Source organism: Bradyrhizobium sp. CW1 (assembly GCF_023100665.1).
Lineage (GTDB): Bacteria > Pseudomonadota > Alphaproteobacteria > Rhizobiales > Xanthobacteraceae > Bradyrhizobium > Bradyrhizobium canariense_D.
Map to the genome: position 1 here is coordinate 5,089,524 of NZ_CP064684.1, position 19,016 is coordinate 5,108,539.

Annotated in this window: 19 protein-coding genes and 1 pseudogene; 13 read left to right on the forward strand and 7 right to left on the reverse strand. The window is 63.8% G+C overall.

Features of this window, described 5'->3' with window-relative positions; translation table 11 throughout:
- Positions 1-8: 8 nt before the first annotated feature.
- From IVB54_RS25035 to IVB54_RS25090, 12 genes are read left to right on the forward strand one after another with little or no spacing between them, the layout of a single operon-like run.
- Entirely contained in the window at positions 9-446 is a 438-nt protein-coding gene (locus IVB54_RS25035) for an SRPBCC family protein (protein WP_018458734.1), read from the forward strand.
- Between the two features lie 5 nt (positions 447-451).
- A complete protein-coding gene (locus IVB54_RS25040; protein WP_018458733.1) occupies positions 452-901 on the forward strand; it encodes an SRPBCC family protein in 450 nt (149 codons plus the stop codon).
- Positions 898-1,716 (forward strand): FAD binding domain-containing protein, encoded by an 819-nt coding sequence (locus IVB54_RS25045; protein ID WP_018458732.1) that lies wholly within the window; start codon positions 898-900, stop codon positions 1,714-1,716. The genes IVB54_RS25040 and IVB54_RS25045 overlap by 4 nt, the downstream gene beginning before the upstream one ends.
- 5 nt (positions 1,717-1,721) lie before the next feature.
- Positions 1,722-2,198, forward strand: coding sequence for a (2Fe-2S)-binding protein (locus IVB54_RS25050; protein WP_007593025.1), 477 nt, complete (start codon positions 1,722-1,724; stop codon positions 2,196-2,198).
- 11 nt (positions 2,199-2,209) lie between these two features.
- Complete coding sequence (locus IVB54_RS25055; RefSeq protein ID WP_247299701.1) at positions 2,210-3,805, forward strand: molybdopterin cofactor-binding domain-containing protein; 1,596 nt, start codon at positions 2,210-2,212, stop codon at positions 3,803-3,805.
- A 1-nt stretch (position 3,806) separates the two neighbouring features.
- The gene (locus IVB54_RS25060; protein ID WP_247776486.1) at positions 3,807-4,829 is read left to right on the forward strand and encodes a molybdopterin cofactor-binding domain-containing protein; all 1,023 of its coding nucleotides are present in this window, start codon (positions 3,807-3,809) and stop codon (positions 4,827-4,829) included.
- A gap of 7 nt (positions 4,830-4,836) precedes the next feature.
- Entirely contained in the window at positions 4,837-5,718 is an 882-nt protein-coding gene (locus tag IVB54_RS25065; protein WP_018458729.1) for a MoxR family ATPase, read from the forward strand.
- Positions 5,715-6,836 carry a VWA domain-containing protein gene (locus IVB54_RS25070; RefSeq protein WP_018458728.1) on the forward strand — a complete coding sequence of 374 codons (1,122 nt, stop codon included), beginning with the start codon at positions 5,715-5,717 and terminating at the stop codon, positions 6,834-6,836. Before IVB54_RS25065 ends, IVB54_RS25070 begins: the two co-directional genes overlap by 4 nt.
- Positions 6,833-7,717, forward strand: a complete 885-nt coding sequence (locus tag IVB54_RS25075; RefSeq protein ID WP_018458727.1) for an amidohydrolase family protein — start codon at positions 6,833-6,835, stop codon at positions 7,715-7,717. Before IVB54_RS25070 ends, IVB54_RS25075 begins: the two co-directional genes overlap by 4 nt.
- Before the next feature lie 41 nt (positions 7,718-7,758).
- A complete protein-coding gene (locus tag IVB54_RS25080) occupies positions 7,759-8,607 on the forward strand; it encodes an MBL fold metallo-hydrolase (protein WP_007593031.1) in 849 nt (282 codons plus the stop codon).
- Positions 8,608-8,625: 18 nt separating this feature from the next.
- Complete coding sequence (locus tag IVB54_RS25085; protein WP_085394193.1) at positions 8,626-10,200, forward strand: isochorismatase family protein; 1,575 nt, start codon at positions 8,626-8,628, stop codon at positions 10,198-10,200.
- Positions 10,201-10,203: 3 nt separating this feature from the next.
- Positions 10,204-10,830, forward strand: a complete 627-nt coding sequence (locus IVB54_RS25090) for an NAD(P)H-dependent oxidoreductase (protein ID WP_026233646.1) — start codon at positions 10,204-10,206, stop codon at positions 10,828-10,830.
- Positions 10,831-10,853: 23 nt separating this feature from the next.
- Here the strand turns inward: IVB54_RS25090 and IVB54_RS25095 are convergent, their stop codons facing one another.
- From IVB54_RS25095 to IVB54_RS25120, 6 genes and pseudogenes are all read right to left on the reverse strand, one after another.
- Entirely contained in the window at positions 10,854-11,903 is a 1,050-nt protein-coding gene (locus IVB54_RS25095; protein WP_026233645.1) for a LacI family DNA-binding transcriptional regulator, read from the reverse strand.
- Positions 11,900-12,544 (reverse strand): ThuA domain-containing protein, encoded by a 645-nt coding sequence (locus IVB54_RS25100; RefSeq protein ID WP_026233644.1) that lies wholly within the window; start codon positions 12,542-12,544, stop codon positions 11,900-11,902. Before IVB54_RS25100 ends, IVB54_RS25095 begins: the two co-directional genes overlap by 4 nt.
- A gap of 10 nt (positions 12,545-12,554) precedes the next feature.
- Complete coding sequence (locus IVB54_RS25105; protein WP_247299704.1) at positions 12,555-13,652, reverse strand: Gfo/Idh/MocA family oxidoreductase; 1,098 nt, start codon at positions 13,650-13,652, stop codon at positions 12,555-12,557.
- A gap of 22 nt (positions 13,653-13,674) precedes the next feature.
- Positions 13,675-14,522, reverse strand: a pseudogene (locus tag IVB54_RS25110) (carbohydrate ABC transporter permease).
- On the reverse strand, positions 14,515-15,408 hold the full coding sequence (locus IVB54_RS25115; protein WP_088930799.1) for a sugar ABC transporter permease: 894 nt from the start codon (positions 15,406-15,408) through the stop codon (positions 14,515-14,517). The pseudogene IVB54_RS25110 and the gene IVB54_RS25115 overlap by 8 nt, the downstream one beginning before the upstream one ends.
- Positions 15,409-15,458: 50 nt before the next feature.
- Positions 15,459-16,718, reverse strand: a complete 1,260-nt coding sequence (locus IVB54_RS25120; protein ID WP_018458720.1) for an extracellular solute-binding protein — start codon at positions 16,716-16,718, stop codon at positions 15,459-15,461.
- Between the two features lie 163 nt (positions 16,719-16,881).
- Between IVB54_RS25120 and IVB54_RS25125 the strand changes: the two genes are divergently transcribed.
- Complete coding sequence (locus IVB54_RS25125; RefSeq protein ID WP_018458719.1) at positions 16,882-17,640, forward strand: SDR family NAD(P)-dependent oxidoreductase; 759 nt, start codon at positions 16,882-16,884, stop codon at positions 17,638-17,640.
- A gap of 34 nt (positions 17,641-17,674) precedes the next feature.
- On the opposite strand, the gene IVB54_RS25130 is transcribed toward IVB54_RS25125, so the two are convergent.
- Positions 17,675-18,823, reverse strand: coding sequence for an ABC transporter substrate-binding protein (locus IVB54_RS25130; protein WP_018458718.1), 1,149 nt, complete (start codon positions 18,821-18,823; stop codon positions 17,675-17,677).
- Positions 18,824-19,016 lie beyond the last annotated feature (193 nt).

Consider the following 19,016-nt stretch of genomic DNA (forward strand, 5'->3'; position numbering starts at 1 on the left):
GTCGCACCATGGCCCGCGTCTACGTCTCGACCGTCGTCAAGGCGCGCAACGATCGCGTCTGGGCGCGAGTGCGCGACTTCAACGGTCTGCCGAACTGGCATCCCGCGATTGCGGAAAGCCGCATCGAGGGTGGCGAGCCCTCCGACAAGATCGGCTGCGTCAGGGATTTTCGCCTCCGCAACGGCGATCGCATCCGGGAAAAGCTGCTTGGCCTGTCCGATTACGACATGTTCTGCACCTACTCGATCCTCGAATCCCCGATGGGGGTCGAGGACTACGTCGCGACGCTTCGGCTGACGCCGGTCACGGATGGCGACCAGACCTTCATGGAATGGACCGCTGAGTTCGAATGCGCACCCGAGCGGGAGGCGGAGCTTGTCGCGAATATCGGCGGCGGCGTGTTCCAGGGCGGCTTCGACGCCCTCAAACGCCAGTTCGGAGGCTGAGCGCAGTGCCGCATATCGTCAAGAGCACGATCCTGGATGCGCCGACCGGGTCCGTGTGGGCGGTGCTGCGCGATTTCAACGGGCACGATCGCTGGCATCCGGCGGTCGCGGCCTCCACCATCGAGCGGGCGCAGGCCTCGGACAAGATCGGCTGCGTCAGGCGGTTCAAGCTGCAGGACGGCTCGGAGCTGCGCGAGCAATTGCTGACGCTGTCGGATCTGGAGCAGACCTTCAGCTACTGCCTGCTCGATACGCCGGTCCCGATGTTCAACTACGTAGCCCACGTCCGCCTGCTGCCCGTGACGGACGGCGACCGTACCTTCTGGCACTGGGAATCGCGCTTCTCGACGCGGCCGGAGGACAAGGATCGTATCACCCACATGGTCGCGGAAGATATCTACCAAGCGGGATTCGTAGCGATCCGCCGACACCTCAAGGAGGCTGTGTCAACATGACTGTGACGGTGAAGACCTTCACAAGCTCGAGCGAGGCCGCCGCCGCGCTGTCGTCCGATCGCACCGCTCGCTATCTCGGTGGCGGCACGCTCGTGATGCGCGCTCTGAACGAAGGCGATATCTCGCTCTCGACCATCGTGCGCGCCAATGACCAAGCCTTGACGCGCATCGACCCATCTGGTCCGCGGATCACCTTGGGTGCTGGCGTAACTTTCGCCCGGATTCTGGGCGAGCGTGACCTCGCTTTCCTGCACGCCCCTGCCCGCTCGATTGGCGGCCCGGCGGTGCGCAACATGGGTACGGTGGGCGGCAATCTGTTTGCGCCTAATCCCTATGGCGATTTCACCGTCGCCCTGCTTGCGCTCGATGCCACGGTGGCCCTGCAAGGCGGCTTTGGATCGCGCGACATTCCAATTGAGGAGTTTTTGCAGTCACGTGAAAGGCAGGCGGGCGCGCTCGTGCTGTCGGTGTCATGCACGCGACCGACTAGCGCGGAGGCTTTTCGCTACCGCAAGATCGCACGGATCAAGCCCAAGGGCGGCTCGGTCATCACGCTCGCCGCACATCTGCCCATCAGTGGCGGGCGGGTCGCCGGGGCACGAATCGCATTGGGATCGATGGCGCCGACGCAAATACGTGCGCGGGCGGCCGAACGCGCTCTGGAAGGTCGCTCGCTCGATGCCGCGACCGTTGCGGCCGCAGCCTCCGCAGCGGCGGAAGGAACATCGCCCTCCGACAACGCGCTCGGCAGCGCCTGGTACCGCCGCGAGATCGTCGGCGTCCATCTGCGTCGTCTTCTCTTGGGTCAGGAATAGATCGTATGGCCAAGACTGCCCTGCAATTTCGTCACAATGGCAGCGATGTCGCCATTTTCGTCGATGGCGGCACCAACCTGCTCGTCGCGCTTCGCGAATTGATCGGCGACATGACGCCGAAATTCGGCTGCGGCCAGGGGGGCTGCGGCACGTGTAGCGTCCTGATCGACGGCGAGCTCCATCTCTCCTGTCTGACGCTGGCCGAGACCGTCGCCGGCCGCTCTGTCGAGACGCTGGATAGCCTGAAGCAGGGACCGAACCTCCATCCGCTGCAGCGCGCCTTCGCCGAGAATTTTGCTGCCCAGTGCGGCTATTGCACGCCGGGCATGCTGATGGCTGCCAAGGCGCTGCTCGACCGCAATCCCTCCCCGAGCCGCGCCGAGATCGTGGAGGCGATCTCCGGCAACATCTGCCGCTGCACCGGCTACGAGCCGATCATCAACGCCATCCTCGCCGCCTCCGGCGGCAGGGTGAGCGCCTGAAGGACCAGATCATGCTGGAACTACGCAAGGACATCTTCGCCGACGAGCGCGACGATAATCTCAACGAGATCGGCAAGGGCACACAGCGCCAGGACATGCTTGGCCATGTCACGGGCACCTCGAGCTATTTCAACGACCACAAGCTCCAGGGCATGCTGCACCTGAAAGTCGTTCGCTCGACCCATTCGCATGCAAGGATCCGGCGGATCGATACCGCGGACGCCGAGCGCTCAGCCGGCGTGCGCCGGATCATCCGCGGCTCCGACGTGCCCCGCAACCTCAACACACTTTTGAGCCTGATCAATTTCGGCAAGGACGACGAACCATCGCTGGCCGTCGACAAGGTCCGCTACAAGGGTGAGCCGATCCTGGCCATCGTCGCCGACAGCGAGCGCGAGGCGTTCGAGGCGATCGCAAAGGTGCGGATCGACTATGAGCCGTTGCCAACCGTGTTCGACGTGGAAGATGCGCTGAAGGCCGGCGCGCCCGTCGTCAACGATACCTATCCGAAGAATGCCTTCATTTATCACGACACATACGACCACCAAAAGCTCCGCTTCGGCGATGCCGATGCCGCACTCGCGACCGCCGATCACGTGCTTGAACAACGCTACCAGATGTCACCAATCGAGCACGCGCCGACCGAAACCAATGGGTCGATCGCGGCGCCCGACACCAACGGGCGCTATGTCGTCTATACGTCGACGCAGGCGCTGTTCTTCTCGGTCGACACCTGCGCCAAGATCCTCGACGTCCCTTCCAACACCTTCCATTTCATTGGCGGCACCGTCGGCGGCGGCTTTGGCGGCAAGGTCGACACGCTGACCGAACCGTTATGCATCCTGGGTGCGATGCTGACGGGACGTCCCGTGCGCTACGTGTTCGGACGCGAAGAAGAGATGCAATACGGCCCGCCGCGCGGCGCCGAGCGCATCTACATCAAGGACGGCGTGATGCGCGATGGCCGCGTCGTCGCGAGAAAGATCCGCGCATATTTCGACAGCGGCGCATATACGCGGCTCTCCAGTTATGCAGCGGTGAAATGCGCAGCCCATCTGCCAGGACCCTACACCATCCCGAACGTCTATGGCGACGTCTACTGCGTCTTCACCAACCGTACGCCTGCAACCGCGATGCGCGGCTTCGGCGTCACCGCCATGGACTTTGCGATCGAATGCCAGATGGACAAGCTCGCGAACCTCGTCGGCATGGACCCGATGGAGTTCCGCATCCTCAATGCCTATCGCGACGGCGACATGAAGGCGCATCGGCGCGAGGCCAAGAACACGGCGCTGATCGAGTGCGTCCAGGTCGCGGCCGAGAAAGCCAAATGGCCGATCCGCGACGAGTTCAAGCGCGCCTCCTCCCGCAAAGACGGAGGCGGCAGCCGCGCTGCCATCCCGCGGACGCCTGCCGACATCCACGTACGGACGACCGCGCCGGCGCAGCAGCGCACGAGCTATGATCGCCTGCCAACGGCCGCGTCGCGCGAACCCCCGCGCGAGCCCCCACCGCCCGCGCCGCCACCGCCATCGCCACCGCGACCAACATCGCCCTCGCATGGGGCGGGCCGATTCTCATCCGTGTTCGGCACCAGGAGGCGTTGAGATGACGCGACATCGCGGACGCGGCATCGCGTCGGTCAACTATCCCATCGGCATGAACCTCGGCGGCGATCCCAGCCAAGCCCTGGTTCATTCCAATCCAAGCGGCAAGTTCACCGTAGCGCTGTCCTCGATCGACCTCGGCCAAGGCATGAAGTCGGTCACGCGGCAGATTTGCGCAGAGACGCTCGGCGTACCCGTCGAGGACGTCTATGTCGATACCGCCGATTCCGATACTGGCCCGCATTGCATGGGCTCGTTCGCCTCGCGCGGCACCCATCGCGTCGGCAATGCAGTGATGGCGGCGGCGCGCGAGGCGCGCGGCGTGATGATGGAGGCGGCCGCAGAAGAACTCGAGGTCAACGCCGCCGATCTCGAAACCGACGGACGTGGCAACATCCACCTCAAGGGCGCGCCGCACCGCTCGATCTCCACCAAGGACGTCGCCATCGCCGCGCAGTTCAAGCAGGGCAAGACCATCGCCGGCCGCGGCATCTTCCTGGTTCCTCTGTCCAATGTCGATCCGGAAACCGGCGAGATGTCGCCGGCGACCTGTTACGCCCATGCCTGTCTCGTCGCCGAGGTCGAGGTTGACGACGAGACCGGCGAGGTCACGATGATCCGCATGGATTCTGCCTATGAGCTCGGCCGTGCGCTCAACCCGCGCCTGGTCGAGCAACAGCTCGTCGGCGGCGCCTGGATGGGCGTCAGTCACACGCTCTACGAGACGCCAGAACCCTATTATCCCGACCCGGTCCACGGCCCTCGCGACTTCGTCGAATATGTCATGCCCGGTCCTGGCGATATCTGCCCGCACGACATCGCCGTATTGGAACGCCCCGCTCCCGATGGCCCCTTCGGCGCCAAGGGGCCCGGCGAAATGTGCGCGAATCCCGTATTGCCGGCCGTTGCGAACGCCATCTTCAACGCCGTCGGCGTGCGCATCGACGATCTGCCGATTACGCCGGAGAAGGTGCTGCGCGCGATCAAGGCCGAGGGCGGCGCGCGCCCTCAGGCGCGGCGCTGAGGTCTCGATGGCCGTCCGCAGCAACATCGTCGGCATCGACAGCCCAGAGGCACTGGAGAAAGCGCTTCGGGCAGCCTATTACCTTGCCGACGAGGGGCTGGCGACCGCAGCCTATCTCGGGCTGGCACTCGGCAAGCCATTGCTGCTCGAGGGCGCGCCGGGCGTCGGCAAGACCGAGGCCGCCAAAGCCATTGCCGCGGTCCTCGGCCGCCGCCTGATCCGCCTGCAATGCTACGAAGGCATCGACGCATCTGCCGCACTCTACGAATGGAACTATCCGCGCCAGATGCTCGCAATCCGCCAGGCCGGCGATGAGAGCGTCGACATCTACGGCGAAACGTTTTTAATCGAGCGACCGATGCTGGCGACGCTGCGCGCACCTGACTCAACTGTGCTGCTGATCGACGAAATCGACCGCGCCGACCAAGAATTCGAAGCCTTCCTGCTCGAGTTCCTGTCCGACTTCCAGATCTCGATTCCGGAGCGCGGTACGGTTCGCGCCTCTGAGCGCCCGGTTGTCGTCCTGACCTCGAACCGCACGCGGGATCTTCATGAAGCGTTGCGGAGGCGATGCGTCTATCACTGGATCGACTATCCCTCCGCCGAGCGCGAAGCGCGCATCGTGATGATGCGGGCCTCCAGCGTCGCCGAGGGGACCGCGCGGGCCGTCGTCGCCGCCGTCGAGAAGCTGCGACGCGAACCACTCAGCAAGGCGCCCGGGATCGCCGAGGCCGTCGACTGGGCCGAGGCCGCCACGCTGCTGCACAAGGGCGGCGCACGGTGGCCTGATGCCTTCAGGCGCTCGATCGGCGTTGCCTTGAAAGACGAGGAGGATCTGCACTTCATTTCGCCGCGCCTCGATGCCCTGCTGGCGGAGGCCTCTGCATGAGCGCCGAACCCGAACTGCCGCGCGCTGCGCGTGTATTCATCTCGTTCGTCGGCTTGTTGCGAACGAACGGATTTGCCGTCGCACCGGAACAGACGACGTCGTTCCTTGCCGCAATCCAGTTGCTCGGTCCCCGCAGCCTGGAGGACATTCGGCAGGCAGCCCTCGCAACACTGGCTCCTCCACCGGAGCGTCGCGCAACGTTCGACCGGCTGTTCGATCTGCACTTTCGCGGAAACGAGGCAATCGAGCGCGTCGATGACGGTGAGGACGACGAGACTGTTCGGCTGCAAGAGGAGGCCCGTGGAAACGACGAGCCGCTGTTGTCGGACGAGGCCAACGAGTCCGGTCTCGCAGCTGCGCGCGCCGAAACCCTGGTCGAGCGCCGCTTTGCGCAGCTCTCGACCACCGATGCGCTGCGCCGGCTGTCCCGCGAGGCGCCGAGGCGCCTGCCGAAGCGGCGCGGCCATCGCCGCATGCGGGCTCGCAGCGGACCCTACGCCGATTTGCGCCGCACCCTGCGCGACTCCGTTCGCAGCGATGGCGAAATTCTCCGGCTGGGGCGTTTGAAGCGGCGGCAGCGCCCACGCAAGATGTTGCTTCTGATTGACGTCTCCGGCTCGATGAAGACCCGCACCGAAGAGAATATGAAGTTCGCGCACACGTTGGTGCAGGCGGCGCCCAGCGTCGAGGTCTTCACCTTCGGCACGCGGCTGACCCGCATCACCCGCCCGTTGCGACTCAAACGCCGAGAGCAGGCGCTCAGGGCGGCGGCCCATGCGGTCAGCGACTGGGACGGCGGCACCCGAATCGGCGATGCGCTTCAGGCGTTTCTCGCCGTGCCCCGCTTCGGTGGATACGCGCGGGGCGCTGCCGTGATCATCGTTTCCGACGGCCTGGAACGGGGCGAACCCGATGCGCTGCGCGATGCGGTCGCGAAACTATCGCGCCGTGCGTGGCGCGTGAGCTGGCTGACACCGCTCGCGGCTGGTCCCGACTTTCGCCCGCAGACCGAAGCGCTGGTCGCGATCGAACGCTTCGTCGACGACCTCGTCGATGGTGGCTCGAGCGCGTCGATCGTCGCGCATGTGCTGGCGCTGGGACAAAGGAGAGTTGCGTGACCGACGTCGTCGATGGGCACCATCATATCTGGCGCCAGACCGACCTGCCCTGGCTGGTGGGTCCGATGCAGCCGCGCATCTTCGGTCCGTACGAGCCGATCCGGCGCGATTACCCGATCGAGGAATATCTCGGCGACATCGAGGGCAGCGGCGTTACCCGCTCGGTCTATGTCCAGACCAACTGGGCCAATGACCGCTTCGAGGACGAGGCCGCTTGGGTGCAGCAGACCGCCGAGGAGCACGGCTGGCCGCATGCCATCGTAGCTTACGCCGACTTTTCGGTGGACGACGTGCGTCCACAGCTCGACCGCCTGAAGCGTTATGCCCTCGTACGCGGCGTTCGCATGCAACTGCATTGGCACGAGAACCCGCTTTATCGCTTTGCCGCGCGGCCGGACCTTTGCACCGATCCCGTGATCCAGCGCAATATCGCCCGCCTTGCGGATTATGGCTGGAGCTTTGAGCTTCAGGTGTTCACGCCACAGATGCCTGACGCTGCGCGCCTTGCGGAATCCTGCCCGAAGGTGACCTTTATCCTCCAGCACGCCGGCATGCTGGAGGACCTTTCACCGGCAGGCCGCGCCGCGTGGCGCGCCGGGATGGCCCGCCTCGCCGCATGCCCGAACGTCGTGTCGAAACTATCGGGGCTCGGAACCTTCATCCACCGCAACGACCCCGCGCATATCGCATCCGTCCTGACCGATACGATTGCGATCTTCGGCGCCGAACGCTGCCTGTTCGGCTCGAATTTTCCGATCGAGAAATTGTGGACCAGCTATCGCGCGTTGATCGATGCATTCCGTGCCGCCGCGGCGCCGCTACGCGATGATCAGCGCGAAGCCATTTTCAAGACCACCGCTATGCGCGTCTATCGGCTCTGAGCGCCGAGGAAACAACGAGAACGGACACAGGGAGGGACGGAATGCCGCTGGAGATCAAGATTTTGGACTATGGCGATATTGAGCTGGAATCGAGCTTTTTGGTTCTCGGCCGCGATTGCGGCCGCACCCGCCGCGTCCTCACCCTCGGTTTCCTGATCCTCGGCGGCAAGTATCCGGTCGTGGTAGACACCGGTTACCGTTCCAACCAGATCATGGAAACGCTGGGGATGCGCGGCCTGCAGTATCACGAGCACATGATCGAGAACCAGCTTGCGCGGCACGGCGTGCGGATGGGCGATGTGCGTTTCGTCTGCCACACCCATCTGCACATCGACCACGCCGGCAAGGACGATCTGTTTCCGATGAACACGACCGTCGTCCTCAACCGTCGGGAGCTTGAATATTCTGTGTCCGGCCTGATGCATCCGCAATATCCGGCACCGGATATCAAGCATCTGATCGACCGTCTGCACACCAAGAGTGCGCTGCGCTTTCTCGACCTCGAGATCACAGGTCCCATCGAGTTGATGCCGGGTGTCTACTGCGACGCCGCGAATGCGCATACCGAGGGATCGATGAATATCATCGTCGAAACGGCCGACGGCATCGCCACCATCTGCGGCGACGTCATCTATGATTTCAACGACCAGATCGTGACGCCCTTCAACGAGATCCACGACTGGGAGCCGCGCACCACTGGCAACCACGGCACCACCAAGCGGGCCGAGAAGGCCGCCATCAAAAAGCTGCTCAGCAATTCGCGCTATCTGCTGCCGGTCCACGACCGCCCCGCCAAGATCGAAGGCGGCAACGTCGTCGGCCGGCTGCACGACCAGGTGCCTGGGCCGGTCGTGCAGTCTCTGCCCCAGCGCAACTGGTTTCCGGCCTAGACGCCAGAGGATCGACCGATGACCCACGTCACCTTGCGCTCCGAATTCGAGACCCTGATCGATCCCTACGCACCAGTCGCGCAAATCGGCACCGGTTTTGACTTTACGGAAGGACCGATCTGGCATCCGGTGGATCATTATCTGCTGTTCTCAGACATGCCGGGCGACGTGCGCCGGCGCTGGGATGCGCGGCGCGGCGTCGCCGAGGTCAAGCGTCCCTCGAACAAATGCAACGGCATGACCTATGACGCCGAGCTCAATTTGATCGTTTGCGAGCACGCGACATCGTCGTTGATCCGCGAGCGGCCGGACGGACGGCGCGAGGTGCTGGCCTCGCACTTTGGGGGACAGGAGCTCAACAGCCCCAACGACGTCTGCGTGCACTCCTCCGGCGCGATCTATTTCTCGGACCCCTGGTATGGCCGCATGCCGGTCTATGGCGTCGAGCGGCCGAGGCAGCTCGGTTTCCAGGGCGTCTATCGCGTCGTGCCCGGCGCCGACCCGAAGCTCGTCGTGGACCGCAATCTGTTCGACCAGCCGAACGGGCTGTGCTTCTCGCCCGACGAGAAACTGCTCTATGTCAACGACACCGTGCAGGCACTCATCCGCGTGTTTGATGTCAATTCTGACGGTTCCCTGTCGACCGCGCGGGTGTTCGCGAGCGCCATCCGCTCCGAGCTCGAGCCCGGCTTGCCCGACGGCATGAAGTGCGACCAGCACGGCAACGTCTGGGTTACGGCACCCGGCGGGGTCTGGGTCTATTCGCCGCGGAGCGAGCTGCTCGGCAAGCTCCGCCTGCCCGAACTCGTCGCCAACCTTACCTGGGGCGGGCCGGATTTCCGCACGCTGTACCTGACTTCGACGCACTCGGTCTATGCAATTCCCACCAGGGTCGGACCGCGCCACGAGCCCTATATGAGCGGCAAGCGAGGCAGCGGCACTGCGGCCGCGGGCTCTGCTTCCGCTGCCCCCATCCTTGCCGACGGCGAAATGCAGCTCGACCCGCGACGCTGCGCCATGATCATCCAGGATCTCCAGAACGACGTCATCATGGATGGCGGCGCCTTTGCCGATTCCGGCGCGCCAGGTCACGCGAAGCAGCAGCGCGTCGTCGAGAATGTCCGCCGCCTAGCCGAAACGGCGCGGGCGCGAGGCGTGGCCATCATTCATGTCTGGTTCGTCGTCGAGCCCGGCGCGCCCGGCGTGACGCTGAATGCGCCGCTGTTCGAGGGTCTCGTCGACAGCAAGGCGATGGTGCGCGGAAGCTGGGGGGCGGCACCGGTGTCAGGTCTCGAACCACGGCCCGGCGATTTCGTGGTCGAGAAGGTGCGAATGAGTGCCTGGGAAGGCACGAGGCTCGAAACGATCCTGAAAGCCACCGGCCGCGACATGATCATCAACACCGGCGCCTGGACCAACATGTCAGTTGAGCACACAGCGCGGACCGGTGCCGACAAGGGCTACTTCATGATCGTTCCCGAGGATTGCTGCTCGACCATGAACGCCGATTGGCACGCCGCGTCGATCAATTTCGCCATGCAGAACGTCGCCGTCGTGACCAAGGCCGATGCGGTCATCAAAGCGCTGGGATGAGCGGTGGCGAAGCTCCTGCACCTGTCTTGCTCGCCCCGCGGCGACTCCTGGTCAGGCGCCGGCGCATGCGTTTTCCTCGACGGCTTTCGCCGAGCTCGGCCCGACTGGGACGTGGACGTTATGGATCTCTGGCGCGAGCGCTTGCCGGAATTTTCAGGCCCCATTGTCGAAGCCAAATATGCACGGATGAAGGCGCAGGCCTTCAACGACGCGCAGCGGGACAGCTTCGCGGAAGCCGAGCGGATGGCGGTGCGCTTAGCGCTCGCCGAGCGGGTGCTGATTTCGACGCCAATGTGGAACTTCGGCATTCCCTATAAGCTCAAGCAATGGTTCGACATTATCGTCCAGCCCGGGCTCACCTTTCGGTTCGATCCGTCGCTGGGGTATATCCCGTTGCTGAAGGACCGGCCGACCATCGTCATCATTGCCAGTGGCAGCGATTTCGCCACCGGAATGAATCGCGGGCGCATCGACATGGCAGCGCCTTACCTGCGCGAAATTTTGCGTTTTGTCGGCATCAGCAATGTCCGTTTCATTCCGATCGGACCAACCACCGGACCGCAACAGCCCATTGAGGTGGCTCGCGAACGAGCCCATCGACGCCTGGCCGCAATGGCCGAGAGCTTCTGATGCGCCCCGCAGGTCAGTCGAGGCTACGGCAGATTGTCCCGCAGAAAAATGTCGATGCGGATGCGCTCCTGGTCGGGGCTGATCGGCTCACCCGAACAATGCGCGAGCAGGACTCGCGCCGCAGACCGTGCCTCGTGGCCGGGATCCTGGTTGATGATGGCATCGAGCGTGCCGCGGACCAGGAAACGCCGCGTGTATTGGGTCAGCTCATGGGCAATCCAGACCACCTCGCGCGCCCGTCCCGAGGCCTCAAGCGCGTCGGCGATGCCACGGTTCCCGGCGCCGCAGCAGTATATGCCGCGCAGATCGGGCTGGCGCGCGAGCAGTGCCGCAGTGAGCTCCCGGGTGCGCTCGCTGTCGTCGCGGCCCTCGATCACCGGCAGCGCGACTAGGCTCTGATATTCGCTGGACAGGATCTGGTGGAAGCCGAATTGCCGTTCGGTGTGATCGCGCAGCGACAACGATCCCGCGATGACGGCCACCGTCCCCTTGCGACCAGTGAGGAACCGTCCCATCAGCGTTGCAGCGGTGCGGCCTGCCGCCGGGTTGTCGATGCCGACATAGTGCAGCCGGCGCGAGCTCGGCGCGTCCGACACGAGGGTCACCACAGCGACCCCGCGCGCAGTGAGTTCGTCGATCGCGGCGCGCACCCTGGGATGGTCGAGCGCGATCACGGCGACGCCCTGATAGGCAGGCGAGAGATTTTCCAGCGCGGCGGCGAGTACGTCCGGATCGAACACGTCGACACGCAGGATATCAATGAAGCCGCGCTGGCCGGCGAGCCAGTCTGCGGTGCGCTGGACCTGCTCGGTCAGGTTGGTCATGAAGCTGTTGCTGCCCGTCGGCAGCACAAAGGCAAAGCGGAACGTCTGCCCGCGGGCAAGCCGCGCGGCCGCGACGTCGGCTCGATAGCCGAGTTTTGCCACCGCGGCCTCGACCCGCGCGACGGTCTTGGCGCGCACGCCCTCGCGCCGGTTGACGACGCGGTCAACCGTGGCGAGCGAAACACCCGCCGTGCGCGCAACGTCCTCAAGCGTGGCACGAATCACCGGCTGGCTCGCACCAGCATTCATTCGCGCGCCGCCCACAGCATGCCGCGGGTCATCAACGTCCGGATCTCCGGTACGTCGAGCTCGTAGGCGCGGTGGCCGAGCGAGGAATAGAACACCCTGCCCGCGCCGTATCGCTTCTTCCAGACCACGGGCATTACCACGCCCTCGATCCAGGGCGCGTGCTCGCCGGTGAAGGTCGTCGTCGCCAACACCTCGTTGGCGGGGTCGACATGCATGTAGTACTGCTCGGAACGATGCTCGAAACTCTTCAGGCCCTTCATGATGGGATCATCCGGCTTCGTCAAGTCGACCTTGTAGTCGATGATGTTGCCGGGATGCGCAACCCACTGCCCGCCGCACAGGAACTGGTAGTCGACGGAATCGCGGAACGCGTCACCCATGCCGCCATGATGGCCGGCGAGCCCGACGCCGCTTCGGACCGCAGCGCAGAGATTGAGCGCTTCCGCCTTCTCGATCTTCGACATGGTGTAGATCGGGATGATCAGTGACAGGTCGTGAATCGCGGGATCGGCGAACGCGGCGGTGGTGGTTTCGATCCGCACCTCGAAGCCTTCAGCCTTCAGCCAGCCGCGGATCATCGAAGCGCAGAGATCGGGATCGTGTCCCGGCCAGCCGCCCCATACAATCATTGCCTTGCGCATGGTCATTCCCTCAGTCGATCTGTCCGGTTTCGCGCCCGGCCGGCAGCATCGCCGGCCGCTCGACGCGGCTCTCGATCTTGACGCGCCGGCCTTCGTCGGCAGAGATCTGGAACGCCTCCATCACCTCCAGCACGTGGAAAGCGAGCGCGCCGCTCGCACGATGCGGCCGGTTGTTCAGTATCGCGGAGGCCATATCGGCGGCGCCAATGGAACGGAACTCGCCATCGACATGACCGTGGGTCAGCGGGACCGGCTCCCAGTCGCCGCCAGCCTTGGCGACCTGCACCTCGCCGCCGAAGCGGTTCGGGTCCGGCACCAGCATGCTGCCCTTGTCGCCATAAATCTCGATCGGCGCGTGCCGGTGCTTGGGCACGTCAAAGCTCATCGCGATCGAGACGATCGCCCCGCTCTCGAATTCGAGCGTGCCGGCGACATGGGTCGCAACTTCGACCGGGATCAGCGTTCCGTTCATCGGCTGGCTGGTGACCAGCCGTTCGGATTTCGGGCGCGCGGTCGAACCCATCACGCTCGCCACGGGGCCGAGCAGCTGCACGAGATCGGTGATGTAGTACGGGCCCATGTCAAGCATAGGCCCGCCGCCGCGCAAATAATAGAAACCCGGCGCCGGATGCCAGCGCTCGTGGCCGGGGCAGCCGAAGAAGGCGCTGCCGGCCACGGGCGTGCCGATCGCGCCATCGTCGATCAGCTTGCGCGCGGTCTGGTGCCCACCGCCAAGGAACGTATCGGGTGCGCAACCGACGCGAAGACTCTTCTGCGCAGCGAGCTCCATCACCTTGCGCGCTTCCGTGACGTTGATGCCGAGCGGCTTCTCGGAATGAACGTGCTTGCCGGCGTTCAGCACTGCGAGACTGACGTCGGTGTGGGCGAGTGGCACGGTGAGATTGATGACGATCTCGACGTCGTCTCGCTTGAGCAGCTGATCAACCCGCATCGCCGGCAACCCGAAGGCGGCGCCCTGCCGCTCTGCCGCATCGCTGCGCATATCGGCGAGCGCCTTGATTTCCATGACCGCGAAGCGCTGGGCCGCCTTCAGATAAGCGGTGCTGATATTGCCGCAGCCGATGATGCCGATGCCGACTTTTCTCATTGTGATCTCCGTGAGGTACCGTTCATCCCTTGACCGCGCCGGCGGTGAGGCCTGCGACGATGTGCTTCTGCGCCAGGAGGAAGAGAATGATCGTCGGCAGGATGGTCAACGTGATGAAGGCCAGGATCAGATGCCACTCGGACGAATACTCGCCCTGATAAATCATGATACCGAGCGGCCAGGGATAGAGCGCGTCGGTGTTGAGCATCACCAGCGGCAGCAGATAGGCGTTCCAGCTGTTGACGAAAGTGATGGTACCGACGGTCGCCCGATATGCCGGGACAAAGGCAGGGTCACATAGCGGAAGAATTTGATATAGCTGCAGCCGTCGACCAGCGCGGCCTCCAGCAATTCGTACGGGATGTCCTTGAAGAAACGCCGCAGCAGCAGCACGCTCATGGCGAGACTGAAAGCCGTCTGCGGCAGCGCAACGCCAAAGTATGTATCGAGCAATCCGAGATCGCGGACCTTGATGAAGAGCGGCAGCACCGCTGTCGCGGCTGGAAACAGCAGGCCCAGCGTCAGGTAGCTCAGCAGCATCGAGCTGCCATAGAACCTGATATGGGCGAAGGTGAACGCCGCCATCGAGGCGACGATCAGGGTCAGGGCCACCGTGAGGGTCGAGATGATCAGCGAGTTGCGCAAGAGCTGCCAGTAGCGTGCCGAGAACAGGATGTCGGCGTAATTCTGCCACTCCCAGTGACGTGGCAGGCCGAACGGATTGACGCGCAGCTCGCCGAGCGATTTGAAACCACCGAACAAGGTCGCAAGCAGCGGGACCACTACGATGATGGCGACGACGGCGAGGAACACCAGCTTGAACAGCATTGCGGGATCGAATGGCGCGCGGATCGCCTTGGCATTACTCATCGCGCATGAACCATCGCTTGTACGTGAAGGCAAAGGTCACGCAGATCGCAAACAAAATGACGCCGATGGCACTGCCGTAGCCGACCCGCATGCGCGAGATGCCGTTGTTGTAGAGAAAGCTCACCATCGTGTTCGAGGAGTCCGCTGGCCCCCCGCGCGTCAGCGGCATGACGAGGTCGAACAGCTGCAGCGAGCCGACGATGGCGAAGAACACGGATAGCCTTATCGTCGGATAGAGCAAGGGGATGACCACATGTCGCAAGGCTTGCGATCGGGTCGCGCCGTCGATACGCGCCGCCTCGACCAGGCTCTTGTCGAGGCCCTGGAGCGCTGCGATGAATAGCATCATGTGGAAGCCAAAGTACTTCCAGACGACCACGATCAGCACCGCCAGCATGGCCGTATCCGTCGATGCAAGCAGATGCGGCGGCTCGGCGCCGAAGCTGCGCCAGATCGAGGCCACAAGGCCGTAGTCGCCATCATAGACGAAGCTGAAGATCAGCCCGGTTGCGATCTCCGCCAGGATATAGGGCATGAAGACCAGCATGCGCAGCGCCACCGCCCCTCGAAAGCGTTCGGCGAGCATCAAGGCCAGGGTGAGCGCAAGCGGCAGCTGGATGGCGAGCGAAACAGCGATGATCAGGCCGTTGTTGCGCAGAGCGAGCCAGAAGGCGCGGGTCTCCAGCACAAAGCGGTAATTGTCCAGGCCAATCCAGTTGGTCGGCCTGCCGAATCCGTTCCAATTGAAGCCCGAGTACCAAGCTGCTTCGCCGATCGGCAGCACAACGAACAACGTGAACAACAGCAGCGCCGGCGGCAGGAACAGGATGAGCACCGTCAGCCTGCCGTCCCAACTCGGGCCACGGACCGTGACCTGCGGGACCATCTCGCCAGCAGCGCCGATCGCCGACACGCTCGCGGTCCGCCGCGTCACCGTCAGTTGCCCTGTTTCCACGCCGCCTCGATCGCCTTGGCAGCCTCTTGCGGGCTCATGCTGCCGCCGGCGATCTCGGCCGTGACGTCGTTGACGACGCGGCCGACGGACGGACCCAGGCTCTGGTCATAGAAGTTCTGGTGGTAGTTCGACTTCGCCAGATTGGCGGCGATCAGCTTCATGAAGCCGTTGTTGAGGCCGACATCCGCGCCCTGCACCACCGGGATGATGAAGTTGCCGGCGGCAAGCCGCGTCTGCACCTCTTTGGAGACGAAGTACTTCAGGAAATCGACAGCCTCCTTCGGCGAGCCTTTCGTAATCAGCCAACCGGTGATGCCCCCGAGCGTATCGGTCGGCGCGCCCTTACCGCCGGTCACGACCGGGAAGTCGAACCAGCACATCTTGTCCTCGGTCAATCCGATCTTGTCGGCGGCGAGAGCGCGCTGCAGATGATAGACCGTGCTGATCGCGAGCGTCATCGCCGCCTTGCCGTCGCCGAAATAGCCGACCGCCTGCGGGTTCTTGAAACCCAGGAAGCCATTCTGGAACGGTTGGAGATCCACGAGTTGCTTGAACAGCTCGCCGGATTTCTGGAAGGTTTCCCCGGCAAAGCCGCCGTTCTCGCCACGCAGCGCCGCATCGAACGCCGCCTTGCCGCCGATGCGCACAGCAAGATGCGTCCAGTAGAAGTGCAGTGGCCACTTATCGGCGCCGCCGACCACGATCGGGGTCACGCCGGCGGATTTCAACGTCTTCACGGCAGCAAGCAGATCGTCCCAGCTCTTGATCCCGGCAGGGTCGACCTTCGCCTTGGCCATCAGCTCCTTGTTGCAGAGGAAGCCGACCTGCGAGAGCGCCGTGGGCAGACCATAAACACGGCCGTTGCTGGTGAAGGCGGCGAGCGCCGCGGGTGTGAGACTGTCGCTGTAGCCCTTCACGGAATCGGTGATGTCGTCGAGCACGCCGGCCTCGATCTGCGTCTTCAGGACACCGCCGGACCAGCTGTAGATGATGTTGGGCCGGTCCCTGGATTGCAGGATGGTCGGCAGCTTGGCCTTGTAGGCCTCGTTCTCGAGGAACTGCATCTCGACCTTGACGCCGGGATGCGACCCCTCATAGGCGCGCGCAACCTCCTCCCAGATTTTGACCTGGGCCGGGTTGGCCTCGATGTGCAGCCACTTGACCGTCGTTTCGGCCGCAGCGAGTTTCGCTCCGAACAGGCATGCGACAACGGCTAGTCCCAGTTTCCCGAGCAGTCTCATCACATTCCTCCCAAGGGCCCTTATTCTTTGATGCAATCCTGCCTTCGATTTTTGAGGTACGCAACTGAAATTCTGACCTATGCACCTCACGAGGGAGGTCGCTAAGGTGAGCGGGAGAGTCGGGCCGCGTCGCGCTGCCCCCAACGCAAATCGAGGGATATCCATGGCTGCCGTTTATTCCGACCTCGCCGGCAAGGTCGTTCTCGTCACCGGAGGCGCATCGGGAATTGGCGCTGCGATCGTGCGGCGCTTCGCACAGCAGAAATCCAATGTCGTGTTCTTCGACATCAATGTCGACGCGGGCCAATCGCTGGCACGCGAGCTGTCGGATCAAGGTCTTAGCGCGCGTTTCATGCGTGTCGACTTGACCGATATTGCCGCGTTACGTGCCGGTGTCGCGGAGGCGCGCAATGTGCGCGGCGCGATCAACATCCTCGTCAACAATGCCGCGCATGACGAGCGGCACAGCACCGAGGAAATGACACCGGAATATTGGGACGACCGCATCGGGGTCAACTTGAAGCACCAGTTCTTTGCTGCGCAGGCCGTGTTGCCGGACATGAAGGCGGCGAACGCCGGCGCTATCATCAATTTCGGCTCGGTATCGTGGATCGCCGGACAAGGCGGCATGGCCGCCTACACCGCCAGCAAATCGGGTGTGATCGGTCTCACACGCTCTCTGGCGCGCGATTACGGCGCCTACAATATCCGCGTGAACGCGATAGCGCCGGGATGGATCATGACTGAGCGCCAGCTCGATAAATGGATGACACCCCAGGGCGAGGTCGAGCTCATGCAACGACAATGCCTGAAGCGCAAGCTCATGCCCGACGAGGTCGCGAAGTTCACCATCTTCCTCGCTTCCGACGAGGCTTCTGCCTGCACAGCCCAGCACTACATCGTCGATGGCGGCTGGGTCTGAGGCGGACCAGACCAGATCGTGCATCGGCGCGCCGCTACTTTGCCAGGCGGAACTTCCCGCCTTCGACCTTGATGAGAAAGGCCGAGCGCTCATCATAGCCGTTGTGATCGGCCTTGCTCATGTTCGACAGCCCATTGTTGAGATAGATGTTCTGCCCACGCTCGAGTGCGTCCCGCAGCGCCGCGCGAAATTCGATTGTGCCAGGCTTTGCCGTCTTCAGCGCATCCGGTGCAGCTTTTCCGATCAGTGCCACGACATCCCAGAGGTGAGCAGCGAACATGTTGGGCTTTTGTCCGTTCGCCGCTTCATACGCGGTCACGAACTCCTCCGTCGAACGACGGAACGGATCTCCTGCGGGAAGATCGGCGGCAATGGTAAAAGCTTCGCCCGCGAATACCGCACCTTCGACGTTCGCGCCGCCGAGCTTGATGAACTCCTCACTGGCCACGCCGTGTGTCTGAAATATCTTCCCGGCGTATCCGCGCTCGCGGAGCGCCTGCTGCGGCAGGACGGCCGGAGTTCCTGCGGACGCGATGAAGACGGCATCGGGATTGGTCGACATCACCTTCAGCGCCTGACCGGTGACGCTGGTGTCGGCGCGCGCGTAGACCTCATGTGTGGCTACGGTCAGCCCCAACGCAGGCGCGAGGCGGCTCACCTCCTTGTAGTAGCCCTCGCCGTAGCCATCCGAAACGCCGATATAGCCGAGCGTCTTCACGCCTGATGTCGCGATATGCTTGAGGATGGCGGCCGCCATGAGGTCGTCATTGGGAACGACCTTGAAAGCCCAGGCACGCTTCTCATCCATCGGTTGAACGATGGCCGTAGCGGCAGCGAGCGACAGCAGCGGCGTCTTCGATTCGAGCGCGACATCCAGCATCGGCATGGTCACCGGGGTCAGAGAGGAGCCGACCAGCACGTCGACCTTATCCTGGATCACCAGCCGGCGTGCGTTCTGGACCCCTTTGGTCGAATCCGACTCGTCGTCCAGGACGATATAGGTCACCTTCTCTCCACCGATCTCTTTCGGAAGAGCTGCAACCGTCTTGAGCTGCGGCTGTCCCAGAGCGGATCCCGGGCCGCTTGCCGAAATCACAATTCCAATTTTGATGTCCGCGTGAGCAGCATTTCCAAAAAGGACGCATGCCACAAGAAGCGAGGCTCGCGCGAAACCGATCTTCATGTCCCGTTCCTCCCTGTCCGCTTTGATGACTCCGCCGGCTGCATCGGGCGCCCCGGCTCGAGCTTGCACTGCTCTCCGGGACGCACCGACGCTGCCCAGAAGGCACGTCGTCCGACATACGCGTTCCCTCCTGCGGTCCCGAGCAAGCGGGCGGATCATGCTAAGCGGATCGCGGCAACGTGTCTGTCCCTAG

Excerpts from the sequence above, each read along its gene's own strand:
- IVB54_RS25035 (WP_018458734.1), top strand. The coding sequence starts at position 9 with ATGGCCCGCGTCTACGTCTCGACCGTCGTCAAGGCGCGCAACGATCGC.
- IVB54_RS25045 (WP_018458732.1), top strand. The coding sequence starts at position 898 with ATGACTGTGACGGTGAAGACCTTCACAAGCTCGAGCGAGGCCGCCGCC.
- IVB54_RS25050 (WP_007593025.1), top strand. The coding sequence starts at position 1,722 with ATGGCCAAGACTGCCCTGCAATTTCGTCACAATGGCAGCGATGTCGCC.
- IVB54_RS25055 (WP_247299701.1), top strand. The coding sequence starts at position 2,210 with ATGCTGGAACTACGCAAGGACATCTTCGCCGACGAGCGCGACGATAAT.
- IVB54_RS25060 (WP_247776486.1), top strand. The coding sequence starts at position 3,807 with ATGACGCGACATCGCGGACGCGGCATCGCGTCGGTCAACTATCCCATC.
- IVB54_RS25065 (WP_018458729.1), top strand. The coding sequence starts at position 4,837 with ATGGCCGTCCGCAGCAACATCGTCGGCATCGACAGCCCAGAGGCACTG.
- IVB54_RS25070 (WP_018458728.1), top strand. The coding sequence starts at position 5,715 with ATGAGCGCCGAACCCGAACTGCCGCGCGCTGCGCGTGTATTCATCTCG.
- IVB54_RS25080 (WP_007593031.1), top strand. The coding sequence starts at position 7,759 with ATGCCGCTGGAGATCAAGATTTTGGACTATGGCGATATTGAGCTGGAA.
- IVB54_RS25085 (WP_085394193.1), top strand. The coding sequence starts at position 8,626 with ATGACCCACGTCACCTTGCGCTCCGAATTCGAGACCCTGATCGATCCC.
- IVB54_RS25095 (WP_026233645.1), bottom strand. The coding sequence starts at position 11,903 with ATGAATGCTGGTGCGAGCCAGCCGGTGATTCGTGCCACGCTTGAGGAC.
- IVB54_RS25100 (WP_026233644.1), bottom strand. The coding sequence starts at position 12,544 with ATGCGCAAGGCAATGATTGTATGGGGCGGCTGGCCGGGACACGATCCC.
- IVB54_RS25105 (WP_247299704.1), bottom strand. The coding sequence starts at position 13,652 with ATGAGAAAAGTCGGCATCGGCATCATCGGCTGCGGCAATATCAGCACC.
- IVB54_RS25115 (WP_088930799.1), bottom strand. The coding sequence starts at position 15,408 with ATGGTCCCGCAGGTCACGGTCCGTGGCCCGAGTTGGGACGGCAGGCTG.
- IVB54_RS25120 (WP_018458720.1), bottom strand. The coding sequence starts at position 16,718 with ATGAGACTGCTCGGGAAACTGGGACTAGCCGTTGTCGCATGCCTGTTC.
- IVB54_RS25125 (WP_018458719.1), top strand. The coding sequence starts at position 16,882 with ATGGCTGCCGTTTATTCCGACCTCGCCGGCAAGGTCGTTCTCGTCACC.
- IVB54_RS25130 (WP_018458718.1), bottom strand. The coding sequence starts at position 18,823 with ATGAAGATCGGTTTCGCGCGAGCCTCGCTTCTTGTGGCATGCGTCCTT.